Annotated in this window: 1 protein-coding gene; it reads right to left on the bottom strand. The window is 64.2% G+C overall.

The annotated features are described in order from the left end of the window. Positions 1 to 164: 164 nt before the first annotated feature. The gene (locus CK944_RS22140) at positions 165 to 1,208 is read right to left on the bottom strand and encodes an IS5 family transposase (RefSeq protein WP_103175182.1); all 1,044 of its coding nucleotides are present in this window, start codon (positions 1,206 to 1,208) and stop codon (positions 165 to 167) included. Positions 1,209 to 1,283 lie beyond the last annotated feature (75 nt).

Here is a 1,283-nt window from a genome sequence, read left to right as displayed (position 1 = left end):
GGGCACCTCGATTTTTGACCGCTTGCGCTGTTCTTTGGCCGGTTCGACGGCTTGAGGAACACATGACGTGTCTGGGCAGGGTGTGGCGTGTTGGCTTCGCGGGCTTTACGGGCGGAGGACTGCGCCGCCTTTCGGCCCTTACGGGCTGACTTCGGCGCCCCGGATCACGCTGGGCAGGGGTTCAGGCGGCGCAGCTGGACGAGGCGACGCATGTTGTAGGCGAGGTTCTTCATCCCAATCTTGGCCTTCGCCCGCACCAGGCCGATGGTGCGCAACAGCGTGCCGCCCATGTCGTTGGTCTGCGCGCCGAAGACATGCTCGACCCGTGCGCGCACTGCGGATTTCGTGCGGTTGCTGCCTTTAGCCTGTTCGGTAAGCGGCTTGCCTCGCTTGCCCTTGCGGTGGATGTGGCTCTTCAGCTTGCACGCGCGCAGCCTGGCTTCCATCTCTACGGACCGATACGCCGGATCAGCCCAGACCCCTGCGCCAGTGTTGCCCCGCATCAGCAGATGATCCACTGCCTGGCTGTCATGCAGGGCCGCATCGCTGACGTGGTAACGGCGCACCAGCTTGTGCTGGCGGTCCACGTTAACGTGGTTTTTGTAGCCGTAGTGGGATTTCCCGTGCTTCTTGGTCCAGCGGGCATCCACGTCCTTCTGCGATCGCTTGGCGGGCTTTTCGGCCCAGCCCTCGGGCTCCTCGCCGGCCTTGATCGCCCGGTTTTCATCTCGCGTGTTGTGGTTCTTCGGCACCGGCACGATGGAGGCATCCAAGATCTGGCCGCCCCGCGCGATGTAGCCTTGCCGCGCCAGATAGCCGTCGAACTGCTGAAACAGCGCCTCGACCATGCCCGCCTGTGCCAGCCCCTCGCGATAAAGCCAGACGGTCTTTGCATCGGGCACGCGGTCCTCCAGCCCCAGACCAAGGAACCGCATGAAGGACAGCCGGTCGCGGACCTGATACTCGATCTGGTCGTCGGACAGGTTGTAGAGGGCACCCAACACCAGCGTCTTGAACATCACCACCGCGTCCATGGGCTTGCGCCCCGCCCGCGATTTGCGCTCCGCCTCCGGCTTGCGCCAGACCCGCTCCAGCGTCGGTCGGAACTCCTCCCAGGGCACAATGGCGTCGATCTCGACCAGCGGGTCCTTCTTGGCGTCTAGGCTCACGTAGCGGTCCGAAAGATCAAAGAAACCCATCTGCGCCATCGTCACGCTCCAGCAGCCGAATGCCCCGTGCGTCCTACCCCGGCGGCCCGGTTAGCGCAATTTTTCGAGGTGCCC

It is taken from the genome of Paracoccus sp. SY (genome assembly GCF_002901215.1).
GTDB classification, from domain to species: domain Bacteria; phylum Pseudomonadota; class Alphaproteobacteria; order Rhodobacterales; family Rhodobacteraceae; genus Paracoccus; species Paracoccus acridae.
The sequence above is the reverse complement of the archived record's forward strand: the minus strand, read 5'-3'. Positions and strand labels throughout refer to the sequence as shown.